This is a genomic window from Priestia sp. MDV22-iso46 (assembly GCF_058629175.1).
Window position 1 is genome coordinate 2,095,659 of record NZ_JBZVWT010000001.1, and the last position, 21,505, is coordinate 2,117,163.

A 21,505-nucleotide genomic window follows, 5' to 3' on the forward strand; every position below is an offset into this window, starting at 1 on the left:
TGGTTTATACAATAATTAAAGGAGTTGATAACATGATTGAACTCAAAAATGTAAATAAGGATTTTTTTATAAAAAACAAACCTGTTCAAGCTTTAAACGAGATTAATTTAAAGGTGGATAAAGGAGAAATTTACGGGATTATTGGGTTAAGCGGAGCTGGTAAAAGTACCTTGTTAAGAACAATAAATTTACTAGAACGTCCGGATAATGGACATGTTTTTGTTAATAACCTTGACTTAACTACCTTAACTGAAAAGCAATTATTAAAGGCCAGAAAGAAAATAGGAATTATCTTTCAAAACTTCAACTTATTATCTTCACTTAATGTTTACGGGAATATCGCAGAACTGCTAAAAATTCATCACTACCCTAAAAAAGAAATCAACTCACGCGTAATGGAACTCCTCAAGCTTGTTGGCTTAGAAGATAAGGTTTACGCCTATCCGGCAAATCTTTCTGGGGGACAGAAACAACGTGTTGGTATTGCACGAGCGCTTGCTATTAATTCGGAGATACTTTTGTGTGATGAAGCAACTTCAGCATTAGATCCTCAAACAACAGAATCTATTCTACAACTTTTAGTAGATATCAATAAAAAGTTCAACTTAACCATAGTACTTATTACGCATGAAATGGAAGTAATAAAGAGAGTTTGCGACAAGGTTGCTGTTATGGATAAAGGAAAAATTGTAGAATCAGGAAACATCATTAACGTATTTAGTAATCCTCAACACTCTATTACGAAAAGTTTTGTAAAGACCATTTTTAATGAGGAACTTTCTTTTTCAACTGTTAATAAAAGCTTTAAAGATTCGCTAATAATAAAAATTATCATGAGAGAAGAACATAATACCGCTACATTGTTAGAAGAATTAAAACAACAGTTTAATGTATCTACGTTTATTTTATCTGGTACCATCACTGCCGTTAAAGGCAATCCATTAAGCATTTTACTTCTTCGAATCAACGGCCCACACCTAGATATAGCGAATGCTAAGAACTATATACAAAATCATGTTTTTTACACAGAAATAATTTCAAAACCTCAACTAAAAAACCAAGGAATGTCTATTACTTCATAATCATTTAAAGGAGAATATCTAATGCAAGAATTATACTCATTATTTTCTCAAGGTATCATTGATACCATTGTTATGGTTTTGATTTCACTCATTCTTTCTACTCTTATAGGAATACCCTTAGGAATTCTTCTGGTTATCACTAGACAAAACCACTTATTATCTAATACATATATCTTCACAATACTCAACACGATTATAAATATTTTAAGATCGGTACCTTTTATCGTTTTACTCGTAGCTATTATTCCATTTACCACTTTTATAGTTGGTACTCCTATTGGTATAAGAGGAGCTGTTGTACCGCTAATTGTATATACTGCCCCCTATATTGCACGTTTGATGGAAACTACTTTATTAGAGGTAGATTGGGGAGTCATCGAAGCTTATAGAGGAATGGGAGCTTCTAAAGTACAAATTGTTTTTCGAATCATGTTACGCGAATCTAGATCAGGTATTATCTTATGTCTTACTATTGCAACTATTGGTTTAATTGGGGCTTCTGCTATGGCAGGTGCGGTTGGAGCCGGGGGACTTGGTGATTTGGCGTTAAGATATGGATATCAACAGTGGGATTTAAAGATAATGTTTATTACTGTCATTATCTTAATCGCAATTGTTCAACTCGTTCAATCTAGCGGTAATTATTTATCTAAAAAATTGCAGCGAAAATAAAGCTAATTATTACCAATAAGGAGGAAAATCAAAGTGAATAACAAACTAGTAAGGTTATTAATTGTTATTTTAATCATTTTTGCAGTTGCAGGATGTAGCAAACCGGATTCTGTTGCGACTTCTGAGAAAACGCAAATCATTAATATTGGAGTTACATCTGGTCCGTTTGAAAAAATTGCAAATAAACTAAAAGAAGTAGCAAAAAATAGAGGTATTACTGTTAAAGTCACTACGTTTAATGATTATATTTTACCTAATCAAGCTCTAGTACAAGGTAAAATCGACGTAAATGTTTATCAAACAAGTCAATTTTTAGAACAATATAACAAGGATCACAAAACAAATATCACCGCAATCGCTAAAGCATATACTAGCTCTCAAGCTATTTATTCTGAGAAATACAATGATATTAAAGATATTCCAAAAAACGCCACAGTAGGCATCCCAAATGACCCAATTAATCTTTGGAGAGGCTTACTTATCTATCAAAGCGCCGGTCTTATTACATTAAAACCCGCTACAAACAGCAAAGCAACCATAAAAGACATTGAAGAAAATCCTAAAAACCTAAAGTTTAAAGAACTCGAAGCAGGAATGTTAGCACCTACTTTAAAAAACTTGGATGCTGCTATCATACCTAGCAACTATGCATTGCAAAATGGATATAATCCTAAAAAAGACGCATTGTTCCTAGAAGACAGTGATAAGTTTGCAACATTTGCGGCAGTCACTCCCAAAAACAAAGACAATAAACAGATTAAAAAACTAGTTGAATTATATGGCTCAAAAGAAATGAAAGCATATATTAAAAAGCATTACGACGGCGTCTATAACCCTGTAGATAATCCTTTTGATTTGACTGAAGAAGCAGTAAAACAATAAAAAAAGCGCCACATTTTCTTTTGAAAAATGTGGCGCTTTTAGCGTTAGTCTTCAATACAAAGATACTGAATTACTTCTTTTAAAGTTTTCTCTTTCATCGATTCAATGTGTAAGTGATATCTCTCGAATGACAGATGTTTAGTTAACGGATTTGGTACAATCACACAGCGTAAGCCTGCTGCCATAGCAGCTTTCGCACCATTAGAAGAATCTTCAAATGCTAAAGCTTCAGAGGGCTCTACTCCTAGCTTTTCAATTGCATTTCGGTAAAGAGCCGGATCTGGCTTCACTTTTTCTACATCATCGCGCGTTTGAATGACTTCAAAATAGTGCAGCAAATCTAGCTCTTTTAAAAATGCTGTTACCCAGTCTCGATATGAGCTGCTTGCTAAACCAATTTTTAATCCAAGTTCTTTTGCTTCTGCCAAGTACTCCGCTACACCTTCTCGGGCTACTAATGATTTCATTTTTTCTTGATGACGTCTTAACGATTCTTGAGCTAGTTCCTCTTTTGTGAACTCATTGTTAAACTGCTGAAGCAAGTAATCGTAAAGTGCTGTAGCATCCGTTCCTACATAAGAAGCAAACGTTGCAATCGGTAGATCTACTCCCCTGTCTTCTAACATTTCGCGGTATACCTCATACCACACTGATTCTGTATCAATAATTAATCCATCAAAATCAAACACAACTGCTTTAATCATAATTTACCTACCTTTTTCTATCTTATCGTTCTTACATAGTAACACGTTCAAAATACGTAATCCATAAATGTGGCTTCCTTAATAAGATAGACTTAAACAGGTAGTTTCTATCCTTACTTTTCTCCGACTTTCATCAAAGGTGACATTTCTTCTGTTTCCTTAAACTCAATGGAAGACAGCTGCCTTCTAAAACCTTTCGTTGCATACGCTAAATAAACTAAACCAGCAATCGCCCAGCCAATACCAAGTAAAAATGAATTGCGCTCCAAGTTAAGCCATAAAACGCCAATCGCCGCTGCTCCTAATAGTGGCATAATAATGTATGACCAAAAACCCTTAGCCGACCGGTGCTGCTTTTGATGAACAGCATAGTGCGCAATAACCGAAATATTAACAAAAGAAAACGCAATGAGTGCTCCGAAATTAATAAATGACGTAGCCGTTGCCAGACTGAAGAAAATGGCAGTTGCTGATACAAATCCGACTAATACAATATTTCGAGAGGGAGTGCGCAGCTTAGGATGAACATAACCAAAAAATGACTGAGGTAAAATTCGATCGCGTCCCATTACGTATAATAAACGCGAAACGCTTGCATGCGATGACATGCCTGATGATAATGTTCCTGCAATTCCTCCAGCTAAAAAGACAATTTGAAACAGCGTACCGCTCACATACATAGCAATTTCAGGAGCCGCAGAGTCTGGATGCTTAAATCCTTCTAACGTTGGAAAAACCGCTTGAATAAAATAAGATGTCACGGTAAACATGACTCCTCCGATTAATGCAACTAAAAAAATAGCCTGCGGAATCGTTTTTTTAGGATTGGGCGTTTCTTCTGATAACATAGCCACTGCATCAAACCCTAAATAGGAAAAACACATAAGTGTGGCTCCCGCTATTAGCCCTGATGACGTCATGTTCTGATTAAAGAAAGGCTTCATAGAAAAAAGAGTACCTTCTCCCATTCCTCCTAGCAAGGCTTTGATTGAAACAGCAACAAACAATACTAAAATCGTCATTTGAAATATAACAAGAAACGTATTGAAATTGGCGGTGAAATTAACGCTTCGTAAATTTAGCAGCGTAACGATAATGACGAAGCTGACAACCCAAATCCACGATGGTACCGAAGGAAAAATAGATGATAAATAAATTTGAAAAATAAGTGCGTTAACCATCGGTAAAAAGAGATAATCCATTAGTGCAGACCAGCCAACTAAGAACCCTAAATGCGGATTGATTGTCTTTTGCGTATATGTATAAGCTGACCCTGCATTTGGAAACACTTGAATCATCTTTTTGTAGCTTACTGCCGTGAGAAGCATCCCGACAAGGGCTATTATATAAGACGTGGGAACGTGTCCATTCGTCATATCAGACGCAATCCCAAACGTATCAAACACTACCATCGGAGTCATATATCCGATCCCCATTAATACAATCTGCCATAATTTCAACGACCTTTTTAATGTTACTGTTTCATGTTTCATTTATCTTCCCCCTTCTATTTATTAAGAACATTCTGACAATTAAATCCATAAATGCCTGTATTTAATTTCTTTATATAAAAATGAATGACTTTCATTCATTTTTATATAAAGAGTAGTTACATTTACTATAACAAATATATGATTTATTTCTTTAAGTTGGTAAGGGTTGCTAACAAACTATCTTTTTCTTTTATCATATTATGAAAGCGTTTTATTTTAAATAGCTATATGTTCCTAATCTCCTGCTATATCAACGCAGAAATACCCTCTGAATAAGAGGGATTTCTGCTTACAAGCCGTTATTCAATCATTGTATCCAATGACTCTCTTTTCGTTTTCACTGCAACTAAACTAGCAAAATCATGAATGATTGTAGCTGCAAGCAACGAGGTTATCTGAGTTGGATCATAAGAAGGCAGCACTTCCACCAGGTCAAATCCAACATAGTTAAATTCCGTCAGAGAACGGATCATTTTTAGCGTTTCTCTGCTGCTGAATCCGCCTACTTCAAGCGTTCCTGTTCCTGGTGCACAAGAAGGATCAACAAAATCAATATCAAACGTTAAAAAGCACGGCGTATCTCCAATCGCTGTCTTCATTTGCTCTAAAATCACTGAAAATCCTTGATGTTCAAGCTCCCCTGCCGTTACTACATGATAACCAAGGTCTTTGCTTTCTTGAACATCTCCCGGATGATTTAATGTTCCTCTGATACCAATTTGAAAGACCTTCTTTGGATCTACTAGCCCTTCTTCATATGCGCGTATAAAAGGAGATCCGTGCCAATATTTTTCATCGTAATACGTATCCCACGTGTCTGTATGAGAATCAAAATGAATCATAGCCACTGGACCATATCTTTTAGCAGCAGCACGAAGGCTTGCTAAGGTAATCGAATGATCTCCTCCAATTCCAATTGGAACAATTCCTCTATCCATAAGAGTGCCTACTGCTTCCTCCATTAATTCATAGCTTCTGTGAATATTATGCGGAATAACGGGCACATCACCAATATCGATAGCATTTGTATCATCGAATGGATATACGTCGTGTACCGGGTGATAAGGAAACAGCGTCATGGAAGCTTGCCGAATTGCCTGAGGTGCAAAGCGCGCACCTACTCTAAAAGATGCTGCCGTATCAAACGGCATCCCTACTAGCCCTACTTTTGCATTTTCTCTTTCCGCTGGCAGCCTCATAAATGAGCCCGTTGTACAAAATTCTGGTTTGACATCTGGGGACAATGGATATTTCATAATTTACTCCTCCGTTTCAATGATTTCAGTTAGTCGCTAGGCATTTCCACTACTAAAATCATTGAAAGCAATACGGGAATAAGAAACGTTTGCCGACTCATATTCATTGCTCCTTGTTACATTTATTGGTGGTTCAGCTCATTTAATACTTTTTCAAATGTAGAAATGACTTGATCTACTTCTTCCGCTGAAATAGTCAACGGCGGCTCAATACGAATTGTTTTAGAGTTTACAAGCGTCCCGGCTACAAGAATCCCTTCATCAAACATACCTTTAGAAAGCGCGTAGCCAATTTCATCTTGGTGAAACTCAATTCCAATCATTAAACCTTGCCCTCTGATTTCAAGTACTTTATCTCCATGTTTTTCAGCGGCTTTCTTTAAACCAGCAAGGAAATATTCTCCCAGCTCTTTTGCACGGTTTGGCAGCTGTTCTTCAATCAACACGTTAATGGTTGCAATAGCGGCTGCGCAGGCAAGCGGGTTGCCTCCAAACGTTGTTGTGTGCATAAAAGGATTATCAAAGAAGCTTGAAAACACTTTTTCTTTTGCTACGACTGCCCCAGCAGGCATAACTCCTCCTCCAAACGCTTTAGCAAGACATAAAATATCGGGTACAACATCATATAGTTCTGATGCAAACATTTCACCGGTACGTCCCATACCTGTTTGAACTTCATCAAAAATTAAGATAGCGTCGTACTCATCACATAGTGCACGCACTTCTTTTAAATAATTTTCAGGAGGAAGAATAATGCCACCTTCTCCTTGAATCGGTTCTAATAAAACAGCTGCCACATCTTCCCCTACAAGCGCGCACGTTTCAAATGTTTTACGCATCATGTCAATATCACCAAACGGCACGTGACGGAAACCTGGAATTAACGGCAGAAATGGTTTACGGAACATTCCTTTTGCCGTACCTGATAAAGAACCTAGACTTTTTCCGTGAAAAGAACGTGTTGTGGAAATAAACGTTGTTCGATCACTATACATTTTCGCTAATTTTAAAGCGGCTTCTACACTTTCTGTTCCGCTGTTTGTGAAAAAGGAATACTTCAAATCACCCGGTGTAATATCCGCTAAAATTTTCGCAAGCATCGCACGAAGTGGATCTAATAAGTCTTGGCTATGGAGCGCTTGACGCTGAAGCTGATCTTGAACAGCTTTGACTACTTTAGGATGGCGGTGCCCCACGTTATAAATTCCAAATCCGCCCAAACAATCAATGTATTTTTTACCGTTTACATCCGTAAAACAAGAGCCTTCATCTGACCATTCAACAGCTGCAAACTGCGTATCCACCGTTACTGTTTTGCGATATTCTAAAAAGCCTGGGTTGACATGCTCACGAAATCCGTCTACTGTTTCTTTCGTAATCCACTGTGCTTCTTCAGCTGACACTTGGCTTTTTTCAATAAGCCCCAATACTTTGTTGATATATTCGTTTACTTCACCATATGCTTTGTTTACCTCTTGATTTTTCGTCACTGTATTCATTTTTATATCGCTCCTTCTCTACTTTTTAATTTTTAAACCAGCCGATTGGCTCTACTTGTAAATTAATATTAATTTGTTTTACTTCTTGAAATTCTTCCAATCCAAACGTGCCCAGTCCTCGACCAATTCCGCTCTGCTTATATCCGCCCCAAGGCGCTTCGTTAAATGTAAAATGATATGTGTTTACCCAAGTGATGCCCGCACGCAGCTTTTTAATCACCCGAAGAGCTTTTGCGCCGTCGTTTGTAAACACACTGCCTGCCAAACCATATTCCGTATCATTTGCAAGCTTAATAGCTTCTTTTTCGTCTTTAAACGTTTGAATAACGACAACGGGTCCAAAGATTTCATCTTGCACAATTTTCATATTTGACGTAACGTTACTAAAAACCGTAGGTTCTACAAAGAATCCTTTTTCCAATCCACTGCTAGTGATTCGATTGCCTCCGCATACAAGGCGGGCGCCTTCTTGCTTTCCGATTTCGATGTACTTTAATACTTTTTTCATATGTTCTTCACTTACAAGAGGGCCCATTTCAATCTCTTGATCCATTCCATTTCCTACTTTAATTTTTTGAGCACGCTCTGCAAAACGTTCGATAAATCTCTCAGCGATGCTTTCTTCTACTAAAATACGAGAACCTGCAGCGCAAATTTGGCCGCTCCCTGCAAAAATTCCAAATAAGGCATAATCTACAGCTGTTTCAAAATCAGCGTCAGCAAATATAATGTTCGGTGACTTTCCTCCAAGTTCTAAAGAGACTTTCGTTACATTCTCTGCTGCTTGACGCATAATGTGTTTTCCAGTTACCGTTCCTCCTGTAAAGGAAATCTTATCAACACGCTTATCTTGAATAAGCGTATTTCCCACAGTATCTCCGGCTCCCATAACAAGGTTTGCTACTCCTTTTGGCAATCCTACGCTTTCTAAAATCTCAAAAAGTTTTGTAGGAGTAACCGGTGTCACTTCAGAAGGTTTAAATACAATCGTATTTCCTGCAGCTAAAGCAGGTGCAATTTTCCACACGCTCATCAACAGCGGATAATTCCAAGGTACAATCAGTCCGCACACCCCAATTGGTTCTTTTATAACCATTGCTTGCATAGGTGCCGGAACACTGTACGTTTGACCGTCTGGCTTTGTAATTAATCCAGCGTAATACCTAAAACAAGCAGCTGCATCTTCCACATCAGCCTCAGCTTCGCGATAGGGCTTTCCGTTATCCATTGTTTCTAGCGCTGCTAATTCTTCTTTCGCTTCTTCAAGCTTATCGGCAATTTTAAATAAGATAGCTGCTCTTTCAGATGCAGAAGTCTCAGACCAAATTCCGCTGTCAAAAGCTTCTCGTGCTGCTCCAATCGCTGTTTTCATATCTTCTATGCTGCCTTCTGCAGCATATCCAATCACTTCACCTGTAGCTGGATTAACAGTAGGACGCTGCTTCTCTGCTTTTTTCCACTCTCCGTTTATGTACATATTCAAAGTTAACGTTTTAACGGCTGTACGATCCATAAGATACCTCCTTATTAAATAACGACTGATTGTCAGTCATTTTAAACTTTTAAAAACTTATAATTCTGATAATTGATTATATATTTTGAATGAATGTCAGTCATTTTGATAGGTGTAATACCAGCAGCGCTAATATTACACGGATGGCACAAGAGAACGCTTTAAGAATTGAAAAAGTTCTTCCTTCGATTGCTCAAGTGTGACATCTTGCTCTCGCCCGATATAAAAAAGTTCAGCAGCATTTTCAATCAAATTGATCATCGTTTTAGCTGTCCATTTAACGTTAAGCTGCTTGATGACTTCTTCTTTTTTTACAGCCTCATTTAATACCTCTTCAAACCAGTTGTAATAAGGTAAATAAATAGCTTCCCATGTTTCTAATGAATAGTCAAAAGCAAGCCCCGAATAGCATAAAACAAGAACATCTCTATATTCATCTGTTGTTTTATACGTTTCGTCAATCATTACCTCTAATATACTTAAAAAATTTGTTGCTGCTTTAGCTCTTTCTTTAATTTTTTCAAGCGACAAAGAAAGTAAGTTTTCTGCAATAGCAGGAACAAGGGCATTTTTGGATCTAAAATAAAGATAAAAAGTTCCTTGAGCTACGCCTGCACGCTTTACAATGTCTGAAATTGACGTTTTATCAAGCCCCTTTTCAGTTATAACTTCAATCGCTGCCTGTAAGATTTTATCGTATTTTTCACTTGTGCTTGTAACCAACTCTTTCCCTCCACCTATAAAATGAATGACTTTCATTCATTTTACTATAAGCAACCAGAATTACGCAAGATAAAATTTTCTGAATCTTTAAATTCAATTAAAAAATTGGTCGTATGCCGGCTTTCAAAATATTTTTTATTTTATCAATTTCCCTTCAGGGTTCTTATATATCTCACTGTTATTTCCCTTCCTTTTATAATTCAAGGCAAAAGCTGATACAACGCTCTTTAAGCACCTACTCTTCCGAAAAAATAACTTTATTAGAAAGATACTTTTTCGCGTTTATTTATACAGCTTGATCGTCTAATTACTCTTGACTTGAAGTTGACGGAGTAAAAAAAAGAGTGGTAACATGTAAAACTGATTCAACAGTCACTTATTCCATCCATTTATTTCCCATAATTTCTCTTAACTACAATGTACATTTTTAGTTAAAAATAACTTTACATCATCTAAAATCATCCACTATGTTTATTTCACATTTTAAATTTTCTAGGTTTATCATTTGAAAAAGCGGGTATACATTTCGTTGTGTTTAGTAGCCGTTTTACATATTAATCAGTTTGATTTAAAACTTTATAAAGGAGTTACATTGCATGAAGAAACTATTGTTAATCAGCATGACTTGTTTTCTTCTAGTTATTACTTCAGCTTGCGGTAACGGTAATGGAGCATTTAAAGATAAAAAAACCATTACCATCGGCATGAATAACTATACTGAAAACATCGCCTACACGTACGTCTGGAAACACATTTTAGAAGATCGAGGCTACAAGGTTAGAACTGTTTTCTTAGAGAAAGCTGGTGTTTGGGTAGGAACAGCTAATGACGACATTGATATTTCATTTGCACCATGGCTTCCTACAACAGATGCGCCTTTTTACAAAAAATATAAAGATCAAGTGAACATTGAAGACCCTTGGCTTAAAAATGCACGCTTAGGATTCGCAGTTCCCGCCTACATGAAAGACGTGAACACAACGGAAGACCTTGCTAAAGTTGCTTCCGATGTCGATAACAAAGTCATTGGAATTGACCCAGGCTCCAGTATTAACGGATTAGCCGAACAAGCGTTAAAAGATTATAACCTAAAAAGCTATACGCTTGTAAAATCGTCTGAAGCAGCTATGCTCAGTGAACTGCGCAAAGCTTATGATGCCAAAAAACCAATTGTTGTTACTATGTGGAATCCGCACTGGGCTTTTGCAGACTTTGATATCAAATACTTAAAAGATCCTAAAAATTCGTTTGGAGACCCTGACAACATTTACACAATGACAAGCAAGGAATTTAAAAAGACAAATCCTCAAGTCATAAAATGGATGAATAATGCACAGATGAATGATAAATTAATCAGTCCTCTTCTGTCACAAGTCGAAAAATCTTCCAATCCTGAAGAAGCAGCGCAAGAATGGGTAAAAAAGCATAAAAAGCTAGTCGACAGTTGGACAAAAGATTAATGAACGTAAAAGAAAACAACAATTGAGGTGGACATATGGAACACGTAAAATTAAAAGTAAAAAATATAACCAAAGTGTTTGGTAAGAATCCGTCAAAAGCGATTGATTTACTTCAAAAAGGAAAAACAAAAAAAGAAATTCTAGAAGAAACAGGAATGACAATCGGAGTTAATCAAGCAAACTTCGAAATCAAATCCGGTGAAATCTTCGTTATTATGGGACTGTCTGGAAGTGGTAAATCCACTTTAGTTCGTATGTTTAATCGCCTTGTTGAACCAACATCTGGATCCCTTATTTTAGACGGTGCCGATGTAGTAAAAATGAACAAAGAGGAACTTCGCGACATGCGCCGAAAAAAAATGAGCATGGTCTTCCAAAACTTTGCCTTATTCCCTCACCGTACAGTTCTTGATAACACAGAATACGGATTAGAAGTTCAAGGTACACCAAAGGCCGAACGTGAAAAAAAAGCAAAAGAAGCGCTTGAACTAGTAGGTTTAAAAGGATACGAAAATCAATATCCTGGTGAACTGAGCGGCGGTATGCAGCAGCGTGTCGGACTCGCTCGAGCGCTTGCCAATGACCCTGACATTTTACTAATGGATGAAGCATTCAGTGCATTAGATCCGCTTATTCGTAAAGATATGCAAGATTTCTTACTAGAGCTTCAAGAAAAAATGGAACGAACAATCATTTTTATTACCCATGATCTTGATGAAGCCCTTCGAATCGGAGATCGAATCGTATTAATGAAAGACGGCAGTGTTGTTCAAGTAGGAACACCCGAAGAAATTATGACAAATCCCGCTAATGATTATGTCGAGCGCTTTGTCGAAGACGTTAATGTAGCTAAAGTATACACAGCTGAAAGCGTGATGAATCGTGCCGAATCCATTACCGTAGACCGAGGTCCGCGCGTGGCGCTTAAAATTATGCAAGAAGCTGGTTATTCAAGCATCTATGTAGTAGACAAGAAAAAAACTCTTCTAGGAGTTGTAACTGCAGATGATATTAGCCGCGCCATTAAACAAGATAAACTGACAGCAGACGTATTAGATACGGATATTCCGACTGTTACAACAGATACGCTACTAGAAAACTTGTACGACAAAATGGTTATCAGTCGCTTTCCGCTACCAGTTGTAGATGAAAACCATCGTCTGCGCGGCATCATAAAAAAAGAACGAGTGATTGAAGCACTCGCCGGTACTGATAGTAATGAGGTGAACGTAAATGAATAGTATCCCTAAAATTCCCGTTGGCAATTGGATTGACCATTTTGTCACGTTTTTAAATGACAATATCAAAGGATTCTTTGATGTTATTTCAGCTATTGTCGATGGTATTGTAAGTTTTATTGTACTAGTGCTAACCTTTCCCCCAGCATTAATTTTAATCTTAATTGTCGGAATCATTGCTTGGTTTTCAAGTAAAAAATGGTCGTTTACTATTTTATCGATGATTGGCCTGTTATTTATTCTTAACCTTGGCTACTGGCAAGAAACAATGGACACACTCGCCCTCGTTTTAACAAGCGTATTTATTTCGATTATAGTAGGAATCCCGCTAGGCATTTGGGCATCTCAAAGCGAAAAGACGGCTCGAATTATTACGCCAATCTTAGACTTTATGCAAACAATGCCCGCATTTGTTTATTTGATTCCAGCACTTTTCTTCTTTGGAATCGGTGTGGTACCAGGTGTTATCTCATCTGTTATCTTTGCAATGCCTCCAACGATTCGCTTAACGAACTTAGGTATCCGTGAAGTACCCGCTGACTTAGTAGAAGCAGCAAATGCCTACGGTTCAACAACAAAACAAAAATTATTTAAAGTACAGCTTCCATTAGCTACAAAAACAATCATGGCAGGAATTAACCAAAGCATCATGCTATCTCTCTCAATGGTTGTTATCGCCTCTCTTGTAGGTGCTCCGGGACTTGGTGCGGAAGTATATCGTGCAGTTTCTCGACTTGAAGTTGGCACGGGCTTTGAAGCCGGAATTTCAATCGTTATTTTAGCGATTATTTTAGACCGTATTACTCAATATTTTGGAAATCGTTCAAAACAACGAGCATAAGTAAAAAAGAAGCCAACTCCGGTGAGTTGGCTTCTTTTTATTTATTCTTGTAACAAGCTACAAAGATTGCTTCTCCTTGAAACGATTCAATTCTTTGTTGATTCGTTTTGATTTCGAAAAACTGCTTAAATCCGCTTGGTATATTCAGCATATATTGAGTAAGATCACGCTTTGTCTCTTCCGGAACATTCATCATCCCACACCAGTCATCAAATAAAAAGCGCTTTGGAAAAGTTGTCAGCACTTCTATACGGAATCCTTGCATTTCAAGCATAGAAAGCCACTCTGTTTTTTTATAAGCACGATAATGGCTTGGATCTCTTGTCTTTTCAACTCGATTATAAAACTCGTCATAAGCATTCACTTCCGGGGCTACATTGTCAATGAGCAAGAATTGTCCGCCTGGCTTTAACACTCGATATACCTCTTTGATGAACTGTTTAATGTTTGGAAAATGGTGCGGTGCAATTCTGCACGTTACAGTATCAAACTCGTCATCTTGAAATGGCATATCTTCAGCATCTCCTTGAACAAAAGATACGTTTTCATGACCATTTCCTGTAATGAAGCCTTCAGCACTTTGCAACATTTGAGGAGTTAAGTCAAAAGCCGTTACTTCTTGAAAGACAGGTGCTAGCTTATTTGCCACGTGTCCTCCTCCTGTTGCTACATCAAGCAGCTTTCCTCCTCTATTTTCTTCAGCAATTTCCGCTAAAACAGCTAAATCTTTGCCTTTCGCATGACCTTTACTTTTGACGTACTTTCCAGCATTCCCCCCGAACTGACTGACCACCATTTCTTTATTACTCATCTATTCTCCCCCCATTTCCCTCTTTAAAACTCTCTCTTACTTTGCCTAGTGCATTCACATATTTATTATGAAACGTGTGAATGTATTCTTTTTCTTTCTCCCCATTGATGAAACATGCGAAACAGCGGAGGAAGAAGCAGCCAAATGGTTAAAATTCGAAGCACTTGGACCGCTACTACCAACGTCGAATCGGCTTGCAATACAATGGATGTAGTCGCCATTTCTGCAATGCCTCCAGGAGCAAAAGCTAAAATAGACGTAATAAGCTCAATTCCAGTTATTTTGGAGACGAATAGTGCACAAACAAACATAGCAGCAATTAAGCCGATTGTATTAATAAGCGCAACAACTATAATTTTTTTTACGCCAATAAACATTTCTTTATGGAAGCGAGAACCAATGCTTGACGCGATAAAAATTTGCGATAAAATCATCACAGAATGAGGCCAGTATGCTTGAAGATTATAGCCCGCGTACGATGAAGCAGCTGTTTGAACAATCGCAACAGTAAGCATTCCCCCTACTAACCAAGGAGCAGGAAATTTTAGTTTTTTTCCTATATAATAGCCTACTACTGCTGTAACGATTAAAACGCCTGTCCATAGCAGTGATTCCCACCCAAAAATACTTGGAGTAGCTGACACTGCATGCCGACCTGTATTACTTCCCCAATAGACCACAAATAAAGGAACAGCAAGCACAACTAAAAACACGCGCATCGTTTGAATGATGCTTACAACTGCCGTATTGGCCCCTACCTCTTCAGCCATGCCTGGCATTGCGCTCATTCCTCCAGGAGTCGTGCCGAAAAAGCTTGTTAATAAGTCTGTGGAACTGAACTTCCATAGCAAATAACCGGATAAAAGAGAAAAAACAACGGACAGCAAAAGCATGATCGTAATGGTGGACCAGTGAGATTGAAACGTAGTTAATACAGACAAGTTAATCTTTTGACCTAATTCAATTCCTAAAATACACTGTCCTGCGTACAGCCAATATTTTGGAATACCTTTTTTGCTTGTTTGAGATAAAAAACCCGGCTTTCGGAAAGCTAGAATAGCAGCTAAAATGAGGGTCCCAAGCATCCAGCCAATGGATAAGCCTGTTAACGATAAAAGAAATCCTCCCACGCTTGTTAATAAAATAAAAAATATAGATTGTAAAAAAATAATTCTTGCGTTCATATCTACTTCCTTCCTTCTACAAGGCTTTTCTTTCTTACACCGAACATTCCTCTTCTTAACTATAGTATAATTTTAGAGATAATTAAAATATCGAAATTTTATTATAAACCATTCATTTTTTTTATTCCTGGAGGGGTAGTATGGACGATCGAGATTGGCTTATTCTACAAGTGTTGTATCGAGAAAAAAACATTACAAAAGCAGCCAAGGAGCTGTTTATCTCTCAGCCTGCGCTTACGCATAGACTGCAGCAGATGGAGAAGGAATTTCATGTTCAGATTGTGAACAGAGGACGCCGCGGAGTTCAGTTTACACCGCAGGGAGAATATTTAGTGAAGTGCGCAGAAGAAATGCTGCTCACGCTTCAAAAAATAAAAGAAAATGTGTTAAACATGGATGATCAATTAACCGGTACTTTACGTCTAGGAGTGTCTAACTTTTTCACTGACTACAAGCTCCCTGGACTATTACGGTTATTTAAAGAGCGATTTCCTGACGTTGAATTCAAAGTCACGACCGGATGGAGCAGTGACATGGCCCACTTACTTTATAAGCACGATGTTCATATTGCGTTTGTAAAAGGTGATTATAACTGGCAGGATCAGAAAGAGTTGCTTTTTAAAGAAACGATTTGCATTGCGTCTGCACAGCCTGTTGACATAAACAACCTTCCCAATATACCTCGAATTGACTATCACCAAGATCGTTTTTTAAAAACATCTGTTGATAACTGGTGGGCTGAAAATTACTCTCAGCCTCCCCTTGTCAGTATTGAAGTGGATAAAGCAGAAACATGCAAAAAGATGGTTGTAAACGGACTCGGTTATGCGATTTTGCCGAGTATGCTGCTTGATGACGCAGCAGAGATTTACAGATACACGTTAAAAACAAAAGACCAGCAGCCTTTAACACGCAGTACATGGATGTTTTATCATGAGGATTCATTAAAAATTAACATCGTAAAAGCTTTTATTGAGTTCATTCAAAACTTGGATTTAAAGGATGTACACTGATAGAAAGAGGTTGAGACATACCGAAATGAATTCAATCTAAAGACGAACAAATGGGATATATGAGCTGAACTGCTTTTGACACCGCAGTTGATTTCCGTGCAAGACTTCGCTTTCCGCGGGCGGCCGATGAGCCTCCTCGTCGCTTACGCTCCTGTGGTGTCTCACCTGTTCCGCTTTTCCCGCAGGAGTCTTCGTCTTGCCCTCCAATCAACTGCTAGAAGGAACGAAACAGATGAAACTATGCTTACCACAACAAAAAAACGAACCACGAATCAAACATCTTGATCAATGGTTCGTTTTTCACTTCGTCTAAAATTCTTTTGTCCCAACGTCTTTCTATTGTATTTATTCATCGTTTGTTCCACCCATTAAGTCAGAATACAGCTTGCTTTGCTGCTCAAGAAAGACTTTAGCACCGCTGCTATTTTTATAAAAAGAGGTTAAATCGTTATCTTTAAGCAGTTGTTCCCATTCTTTTGTATGAACCATTTCATACACTGTCTTATTCCAATATGCTACCTGCTCTTTGGTCATATTAGGCGGTCCCATTAGACCTCTCCAATGGCTAAATGTTACGTCAATTCCCGCTTCTTTCCACGTGGGGATCTCTTTTAGCTCTTCTAGCCTGCTGGGAGAAGAAACGGCGAGTATTCTTACCTGCCCTTGTTCGTACTGCTTTTTTACTTCTGATAATGACATAGGTGCTACATCTAGCTGATGATGAACGAGCGCATCGATCACTTTATGACTGCTGTTGTAAACGAAGAACTCAAGCTTGGAAGAGTCTACGCCTGCTTTTTTATTTAGCTGCATGAACGATAAATGATCGTCGTTTCCTAAGCGAGGTGATATTCCCACTTTCATACTGGATTCACTTTGATTTAACGTGCGTATGAGCTGTTTTAAATTATATATAGGAGAGTTAGCAGGGACCACGATGACCTCCCATTCAGATGTTAAAATAGCGAGCGGAGTAAAGTCTTTATAGGTTAATTGACTTTGCCCTAGCAAATTATTTGTAATCAGCAAACTGGAATTTCCGGAAACAATATTCCCTTCTTTTCTCTGTTTAATATATTTCCATCCTTCTTCACCTTGCCCACCTATTTTATTACTAACAGAAACGGGTACCTTCACAATCTTCTTTTCCGTTAGCACTTGTTGAATGGCTCTTACTGTTGCATCTGCTCCTCCGCCTTTTGCACCGGCTGCCACAATTTCAATTTTTTTCATATCAATACGTTCTTTTTTAGTGGGAGAAGAACAGCTAACAAGCAATACACTTATAAACACTATCATGAGCTTTTTGATCATATATCCCATCCTTCAAGGCTAATGCTACGCTAAATAGTACTTGCGCTCCGGCCGTCCAATAATCCCATAATCATATTCAACGTGACATTCACCAGTTGATACTAGATACTCTAAATATCGTCTAGCTGTCGTTCTAGATACTCCCATTTGTTGCCCCATCTCTTCGATTGTAATTCCTTTGATGCTTTTTAAAATGTCTTTTGACTTTTGTAATGTGATACCATCAATACCTGAAGGAAGAGATTTATCCGCTTTTGGCTTTGTTCTGACATGTCCAAAGTACGCATCAATAAATGATTGATCAACTTCTTCATGCGTACTAAACAGTTCCTTTTTCTCTTGATACTGTTTAATAGCATTAATGAAGGATTCCATCATAACGGGCTTAATCAAATAATTAACGACGCCGTTTCTCAAACAGATTTCTACAATGTTTTTTTCTGTTGCAGCCGTTACCACGATAACGTCAACTTGTGGAAACTGCGCTCTAATTTTTGGCAGTAAATCCGTTCCCATTTCATCTGGCATATAGATGTCTAAAAGAAGTAAATCAACTTTCTTCTCCTTTAGCATTTCAAGCGTCTCTTTTGCATTCAACGCTTTGCCTACAACTTCTACACCATCTACTTCTAATAAAAATCGCTCTTGAACTTGAGCAATTCGAAAATCGTCTTCTGCAATTGCGACTCGTAACATTTCGACTCTCCCCTTACTTCTCATGATTCAGTTTTTTGGAAGGTAAACTGAAAAAATGGCTCCTCCTTCTGGCTGATTATACACTTCAATAGATCCTCCAAGTTCATCTACCATTTTCTTTATATTTGCCAGTCCGTATCCTCTATCTGTACCTTTGGTTGAAAAACCTTTTGTGAAAATTTGATTTAGTACTTCTTCTGATATACCTGGTCCGTTATCCATCACTTCAATAATTAAATCATGACCAATATCGGTAATAAAAAACGACACTTCTTTTTTAGACTGCTGACTCACCGCTTCAAATGCATTATCAATTAAGTTCCCAATAATGATAATGAGATGAGAAATTTCAATATGTTCTGGGAGCGTATCGAGTGTACTCTCCGAATCAACCGAAAAGTGAATTTTCTTTTCAGATGCTTTTCCAATCTTCCCAAGCAATATTGCTTGGACTTTAGAATCTAATATCTGATCAAATAGAATACGATTTTGTGTTTGGTGTACGGCTGATTCTTTTTGAATAAACTCAAATGCATCTTTGTACTGCCCTAACTGCAGCAAACCCGACAAAACATACAGCTTATTCGTAAACTCATGCGTTTGAGCTCGTAAATCCTCTGAATACCTTCGTACTTCTGAAATCGTATTGATTAAGCTTTTTAATTCTGTCTTATCACGAAAACTAGCGACCACTCCTACAATTCGTTGATGTTCAATAATAGGTGTTAAGTTTAAGATAAACGTTTTTTCATTTAGAAAAATCTCTTGGTCGCTTCGGGCTATTCCTGTATCTAGCACTTCAATCATATTCGTATAAGGAAATACTTCAATGATATGATGATGTAAATATTCCGCCTGTAGCCCTAGCATATTTTTAGCTGATGTATTCATCATCGTAATAAAGCCTTGATGATCAATAGCAATAATTCCTTCTTTTATCGAAAGTAAAATCGCATTTCGTTCACGGTATAAAGAAGCGATTTCATGGGGCTCAAGACCGAGAGTATCGTTTTTAATACTTTTAGCTAAAAAAATACCTCCGATCATACCAAGTAATAAAACAGCTAGTGAAAATAGGATAATTTGCTGAATACGCGTAATAAGCTGAGCATGAACATGAGACTTTAAAAACTCAACCGTCACTACTCCTACGACCTCCGTATACTTTCCATGACTGATGACAATAGGCGCTTTCCCCATAATAGCAGGACCTGTGGTTCCCTCTCCGTCAAGCGTATAATATCCGCCGAATAATAGTGCTCTATCATTAACCGCCTCTTTGTTTTTCTTTCCTATCCATTTTTGATTAGAATGAGAATAGATGATTTGCTCACGGTTTTGAACCACAATACTTGCTGCTCCGATTTGTTCCCTCACTTGCTCGGCAAGCGGCTGAATATAGCGACTCGGCTGTTTTTTTTGAAAAGCAGCTTTGACTTCGGGCATAAATGATATTGATTTGGCTGCTTGAAGAGCCAGCTGCTCGGCTTGCCTTTTAGATTCTACAAACTGCATGTAAGAGAAAATACTCGCTAAAAGAACAATAACAGTTATGATTAATGCTGCGGATAAACCTACGATTTTTGTTTGCAGCGATACTTGAAACCATTTTTTCATTTCATCGCACCTTTAGCCTTTACCTTATAGTTCTATTCCTCTTTTATTTTATCAAAATTTTTTGTATATCCGCTCCTTATTCCAAAAGCTTTTTAGACAAAAAAACTTATCAATCCCAAAAGCGGAATTGATAAGTTTTTAGGTTCATGATCTTTACAGCGTAATAACTCCTGTAATAATAGCTACTAAAAGCATCACCATCGCTGTTCCAATCGTCCACTTTAAAGTAAAGCGCTGGAATTCACCAAGCTCGACTTTTGCCATACCGACCAATAGATACGTAGAAGCAACTAAAGGACTTAGTAAGTGAACAGGTTGACCAATCAATGAAGCACGGCCAATTTCTGCAGCATCAATACCGTATGCTGAAGCTGCTTGAGCAATAATTGGTAAAATCCCATAGTAGTAAGCATCATTTGACATAAAGAACGTAAATGGCATACTTGTGATGGCTGTAATCACAGACATGTAAGGCCCTAACGCATCTGGAATTAATCCTACTAAACTATTACCCATTGCATCTACCATTTTTGTACCTGATAAAATGCCTGTGAATACGCCTGCTGCGAATACAAGAGATACAACAGCAAGTACATTACCAGCATGTGCTGTAATACGCTCTTTTTGAACTTCTAAATTTGGATAGTTAATCATGATAGCGATTGCAAACCCAATCATAAATAGAATTTGAAGCGGCATAACTGCTGTGATAAGTCCTACTAATAATAGAGCTGTTAAAGCAAAGTTTACCCATAAAAGCTTCGGACGCTTGTACTCGATTCCTTCAGCAGCGGCTGCTTCTGCAAAAGCTACTTGAGCATTTGTGACGTCTTGAATATCAATAACACCTAAGCGCTGGCGCTCTTTTTTTCCGAAATAGTAAGCCGTGAATAATAACCAACCAGCTCCACCAATCATGGCTGGAATAAGTGGTGTAAACACCTGTGAAGCATCTAACTTCAATGCGCTCATCACACGAGCAGTAGGTCCGCCCCAAGGCGTTAAGTTCATAACTCCACTACCCATAATAGCGATACAGGCTAAAATCATCGGCTTCATGTTTAGCTTTTTATAAAGCGGAAGCATCGCTGAAAGCGTAATCATATATGTTGTTGTTCCGTCTCCGTCTAATGAGATAATAAGAACTAAAATAGCTGTACCAATTGTGATTTTTAGTGGATCACCTTTTACGATTTTTAAAATTCTTCCTACAACTGGATCAAACAAACCAGCATCAATCATAATTCCAAAATATAAAATAGCAAACATTAACATAACGCCTGTAGGTGCTAATTCTTTTACACCATTTAAAGCCATTTCTCCAATATCACTTGTGAATCCCCCTATGATTGCAAACAATACTGGAATAACCATTAAAGCAATAAGCGGCGTTAATCGTTTTGTCATAATTAGAAACATAAATGTACAAACCATCAAAAACCCAAGAATAGCTAACATTATTACCCCTCCTATTTTTGAATCCGCTTTCATAACAGTGGAAGCGATT

Annotated in this window: 20 protein-coding genes; 7 read left to right on the forward strand and 13 right to left on the reverse strand. The window is 37.8% G+C overall.

From position 1 onward, the window contains the following. The first annotated feature begins 32 nt into the window (after positions 1-32). From AC4NPH_RS10640 to AC4NPH_RS10650, 3 genes are read left to right on the forward strand one after another with little or no spacing between them, the layout of a single operon-like run. Entirely contained in the window at positions 33-1,082 is a 1,050-nt protein-coding gene (locus AC4NPH_RS10640) for a methionine ABC transporter ATP-binding protein (protein WP_013055577.1), read from the forward strand. 21 nt (positions 1,083-1,103) lie between these two features. After that, positions 1,104-1,754 carry a methionine ABC transporter permease gene (locus tag AC4NPH_RS10645; RefSeq protein WP_013055576.1) on the forward strand — a complete coding sequence of 217 codons (651 nt, stop codon included), beginning with the start codon at positions 1,104-1,106 and terminating at the stop codon, positions 1,752-1,754. Positions 1,755-1,787: 33 nt separating this feature from the next. Further along, entirely contained in the window at positions 1,788-2,636 is an 849-nt protein-coding gene (locus tag AC4NPH_RS10650; RefSeq protein ID WP_097813362.1) for a MetQ/NlpA family ABC transporter substrate-binding protein, read from the forward strand. Between the two features lie 44 nt (positions 2,637-2,680). Here AC4NPH_RS10650 and AC4NPH_RS10655 read toward each other — a convergent pair whose 3' ends face one another. The 6 genes from AC4NPH_RS10655 to AC4NPH_RS10680 form a co-directional block, all read right to left on the reverse strand. Continuing rightward, on the reverse strand, positions 2,681-3,337 hold the full coding sequence (locus AC4NPH_RS10655; protein ID WP_029324848.1) for an HAD family hydrolase: 657 nt from the start codon (positions 3,335-3,337) through the stop codon (positions 2,681-2,683). A gap of 116 nt (positions 3,338-3,453) precedes the next feature. Continuing rightward, positions 3,454-4,833 (reverse strand): APC family permease, encoded by a 1,380-nt coding sequence (locus tag AC4NPH_RS10660; RefSeq protein ID WP_013055573.1) that lies wholly within the window; start codon positions 4,831-4,833, stop codon positions 3,454-3,456. A gap of 299 nt (positions 4,834-5,132) precedes the next feature. Further along, a complete protein-coding gene (gene speB / locus AC4NPH_RS10665) occupies positions 5,133-6,089 on the reverse strand; it encodes an agmatinase (RefSeq protein ID WP_029324846.1) in 957 nt (318 codons plus the stop codon). A 122-nt stretch (positions 6,090-6,211) separates the two neighbouring features. After that, positions 6,212-7,588, reverse strand: a complete 1,377-nt coding sequence (locus AC4NPH_RS10670; protein ID WP_013055571.1) for a putrescine aminotransferase — start codon at positions 7,586-7,588, stop codon at positions 6,212-6,214. A gap of 25 nt (positions 7,589-7,613) precedes the next feature. Beyond that, entirely contained in the window at positions 7,614-9,101 is a 1,488-nt protein-coding gene (locus AC4NPH_RS10675; protein WP_013055570.1) for an aldehyde dehydrogenase family protein, read from the reverse strand. A 135-nt stretch (positions 9,102-9,236) separates the two neighbouring features. Beyond that, entirely contained in the window at positions 9,237-9,824 is a 588-nt protein-coding gene (locus AC4NPH_RS10680) for a TetR/AcrR family transcriptional regulator (RefSeq protein ID WP_097813364.1), read from the reverse strand. Between the two features lie 596 nt (positions 9,825-10,420). Here AC4NPH_RS10680 and AC4NPH_RS10685 point away from each other — a divergent pair. The 3 genes from AC4NPH_RS10685 to AC4NPH_RS10695 are packed head-to-tail and all read left to right on the forward strand — an operon-like array spanning position 10,421 to position 13,363. After that, positions 10,421-11,284, forward strand: a complete 864-nt coding sequence (locus tag AC4NPH_RS10685; RefSeq protein WP_013055568.1) for a glycine betaine ABC transporter substrate-binding protein — start codon at positions 10,421-10,423, stop codon at positions 11,282-11,284. A 35-nt stretch (positions 11,285-11,319) separates the two neighbouring features. Then, complete coding sequence (gene proV, locus AC4NPH_RS10690; protein WP_013055567.1) at positions 11,320-12,525, forward strand: glycine betaine/L-proline ABC transporter ATP-binding protein ProV; 1,206 nt, start codon at positions 11,320-11,322, stop codon at positions 12,523-12,525. After that, complete coding sequence (locus tag AC4NPH_RS10695) at positions 12,518-13,363, forward strand: ABC transporter permease (RefSeq protein ID WP_013055566.1); 846 nt, start codon at positions 12,518-12,520, stop codon at positions 13,361-13,363. Before proV ends, AC4NPH_RS10695 begins: the two co-directional genes overlap by 8 nt. 37 nt (positions 13,364-13,400) lie before the next feature. On the opposite strand, the gene AC4NPH_RS10700 is transcribed toward AC4NPH_RS10695, so the two are convergent. Both AC4NPH_RS10700 and AC4NPH_RS10705 read right to left on the reverse strand, forming a co-directional pair. Next, positions 13,401-14,174: a class I SAM-dependent methyltransferase gene (locus AC4NPH_RS10700; RefSeq protein ID WP_013055565.1), complete on the reverse strand. Its 774-nt coding sequence runs from the start codon at positions 14,172-14,174 to the stop codon at positions 13,401-13,403. 65 nt (positions 14,175-14,239) lie between these two features. Further along, positions 14,240-15,358: an AbrB family transcriptional regulator gene (locus AC4NPH_RS10705; protein WP_013055564.1), complete on the reverse strand. Its 1,119-nt coding sequence runs from the start codon at positions 15,356-15,358 to the stop codon at positions 14,240-14,242. 140 nt (positions 15,359-15,498) lie between these two features. Here AC4NPH_RS10705 and AC4NPH_RS10710 point away from each other — a divergent pair, with 140 nt between their 5' ends. Further along, a complete protein-coding gene (locus AC4NPH_RS10710) occupies positions 15,499-16,371 on the forward strand; it encodes a LysR family transcriptional regulator (RefSeq protein WP_013055563.1) in 873 nt (290 codons plus the stop codon). Between the two features lie 31 nt (positions 16,372-16,402). Here AC4NPH_RS10710 and AC4NPH_RS10715 read toward each other — a convergent pair whose 3' ends face one another. The 5 genes from AC4NPH_RS10715 to AC4NPH_RS10735 all read right to left on the reverse strand — a co-directional run bounded on the left by AC4NPH_RS10715 (position 16,403) and on the right by AC4NPH_RS10735 (position 21,456). Continuing rightward, entirely contained in the window at positions 16,403-16,582 is a 180-nt protein-coding gene (locus AC4NPH_RS10715; RefSeq protein ID WP_013055562.1) for a hypothetical protein, read from the reverse strand. Positions 16,583-16,716: 134 nt separating this feature from the next. After that, on the reverse strand, positions 16,717-17,685 hold the full coding sequence (locus AC4NPH_RS10720; RefSeq protein ID WP_013055561.1) for a tripartite tricarboxylate transporter substrate binding protein: 969 nt from the start codon (positions 17,683-17,685) through the stop codon (positions 16,717-16,719). A gap of 24 nt (positions 17,686-17,709) precedes the next feature. Next, positions 17,710-18,381, reverse strand: coding sequence for a response regulator (locus tag AC4NPH_RS10725; protein WP_029324842.1), 672 nt, complete (start codon positions 18,379-18,381; stop codon positions 17,710-17,712). Between the two features lie 27 nt (positions 18,382-18,408). Continuing rightward, positions 18,409-19,998, reverse strand: coding sequence for an ATP-binding protein (locus AC4NPH_RS10730; RefSeq protein WP_097813366.1), 1,590 nt, complete (start codon positions 19,996-19,998; stop codon positions 18,409-18,411). A 153-nt stretch (positions 19,999-20,151) separates the two neighbouring features. Continuing rightward, entirely contained in the window at positions 20,152-21,456 is a 1,305-nt protein-coding gene (locus AC4NPH_RS10735) for a CitMHS family transporter (RefSeq protein WP_013055558.1), read from the reverse strand. Between the last annotated feature and the right edge of the window lie 49 nt (positions 21,457-21,505).

Excerpts from the sequence above, each read along its gene's own strand:
- AC4NPH_RS10660 (WP_013055573.1), bottom strand. The coding sequence starts at position 4,833 with ATGAAACATGAAACAGTAACATTAAAAAGGTCGTTGAAATTATGGCAG.
- AC4NPH_RS10735 (WP_013055558.1), bottom strand. The coding sequence starts at position 21,456 with ATGTTAGCTATTCTTGGGTTTTTGATGGTTTGTACATTTATGTTTCTA.
- speB (WP_029324846.1), bottom strand. The coding sequence starts at position 6,089 with ATGAAATATCCATTGTCCCCAGATGTCAAACCAGAATTTTGTACAACG.
- AC4NPH_RS10710 (WP_013055563.1), top strand. The coding sequence starts at position 15,499 with ATGGACGATCGAGATTGGCTTATTCTACAAGTGTTGTATCGAGAAAAA.
- AC4NPH_RS10670 (WP_013055571.1), bottom strand. The coding sequence starts at position 7,588 with ATGAATACAGTGACGAAAAATCAAGAGGTAAACAAAGCATATGGTGAA.
- AC4NPH_RS10700 (WP_013055565.1), bottom strand. The coding sequence starts at position 14,174 with ATGAGTAATAAAGAAATGGTGGTCAGTCAGTTCGGGGGGAATGCTGGA.
- AC4NPH_RS10685 (WP_013055568.1), top strand. The coding sequence starts at position 10,421 with ATGAAGAAACTATTGTTAATCAGCATGACTTGTTTTCTTCTAGTTATT.
- AC4NPH_RS10730 (WP_097813366.1), bottom strand. The coding sequence starts at position 19,998 with ATGAAAAAATGGTTTCAAGTATCGCTGCAAACAAAAATCGTAGGTTTA.
- AC4NPH_RS10645 (WP_013055576.1), top strand. The coding sequence starts at position 1,104 with ATGCAAGAATTATACTCATTATTTTCTCAAGGTATCATTGATACCATT.
- AC4NPH_RS10675 (WP_013055570.1), bottom strand. The coding sequence starts at position 9,101 with ATGGATCGTACAGCCGTTAAAACGTTAACTTTGAATATGTACATAAAC.
- AC4NPH_RS10720 (WP_013055561.1), bottom strand. The coding sequence starts at position 17,685 with ATGATCAAAAAGCTCATGATAGTGTTTATAAGTGTATTGCTTGTTAGC.
- AC4NPH_RS10695 (WP_013055566.1), top strand. The coding sequence starts at position 12,518 with ATGAATAGTATCCCTAAAATTCCCGTTGGCAATTGGATTGACCATTTT.
- proV (WP_013055567.1), top strand. The coding sequence starts at position 11,320 with ATGGAACACGTAAAATTAAAAGTAAAAAATATAACCAAAGTGTTTGGT.
- AC4NPH_RS10705 (WP_013055564.1), bottom strand. The coding sequence starts at position 15,358 with ATGAACGCAAGAATTATTTTTTTACAATCTATATTTTTTATTTTATTA.
- AC4NPH_RS10640 (WP_013055577.1), top strand. The coding sequence starts at position 33 with ATGATTGAACTCAAAAATGTAAATAAGGATTTTTTTATAAAAAACAAA.
- AC4NPH_RS10725 (WP_029324842.1), bottom strand. The coding sequence starts at position 18,381 with ATGTTACGAGTCGCAATTGCAGAAGACGATTTTCGAATTGCTCAAGTT.